A 917-nucleotide genomic window follows, 5' to 3' on the forward strand; every position below is an offset into this window, starting at 1 on the left:
CTTAGGTGTCCCCTTATATAAAGCAGCCACATCAAGGGTTTTGAGGTAAAATACTCCAAACAACCATAATAAGCTCACTGACTGCACCATGATAAACCAAGATTTAATTCAAAATCACATAGACGAACTTTTTGGCCATAATATGCATGCAAAAAGAGTGAAGTCTTTAGCTAATGCCACTCATGGTGTCATTGAAAAAGGCTCGTTAGCCATTCATGCTATTGGTGCAGGTTTAGCGCAAGCTTGCGAGCTGAAAAGAAAATCGGCAATAAAACAGGTTGATCGATTACTGAGTAATAGCAAACTTAATGTATGGCAACTTCTTGATAGCTGGGCTGCTTATGTTATTGGTTCTCGTCGTGACATTGTTGTCTCACTCGACTGGACTGAATTTGATGCTGATGAGCACGCCACAATTGTATTAAGCATGCAAACATCACATGGACGCAATACACCGTTGTTATGGAAAACACATAAAAAACTTGGGCTTAAAGGCAATCGTAATCATTATGAAGATGAATTACTTGTCAAATTGAGAGAGATTGTGCCGCAAGAAATTGGCGTCACTATTGTTGCTGATAGAGGTTTTTGTGATACCAAGTTATTTTATTTTCTTGAGCATGAACTTGGATTTGATTACATCATTCGCATAAAGGCGACGATTAAGGTCACAGATGCCGAAGGGCAGCTTTTTCCAGTTAAAGACTTTTTGCTGCCGAGTGGCCGAGCTAAGACCTTAAAAAATGTTGAATTAACCCATCAGCGTCATCCTGTAGCGAAAGTCATTTGTACCAAGAAAAAAGGGATGAGAGCCGCGTGGTTTATTGCGTCAAGCCGAGCTGACTTAGGCACGCCTAAGGTTTTACAGTTATATGGAAAACGCTGGGGAATTGAAACAAGTTTTAGAGATATCAAGG

The 917-nt window shown here is 40.1% G+C and carries 1 protein-coding gene; it reads left to right on the forward strand.

Going from position 1 to position 917, the window contains the following annotated elements; all coding sequences use genetic code 11:
• Nucleotides 1–88: 88 nt before the first annotated feature.
• A partial coding sequence (locus Q0791_RS24900) for an IS4 family transposase (protein ID WP_299011952.1) occupies nt 89–917 on the forward strand: 829 nt, incomplete at its 3' end.

It is taken from the genome of uncultured Shewanella sp. (assembly GCF_947495455.1).
Classification (GTDB): domain Bacteria; phylum Pseudomonadota; class Gammaproteobacteria; order Enterobacterales; family Shewanellaceae; genus Shewanella.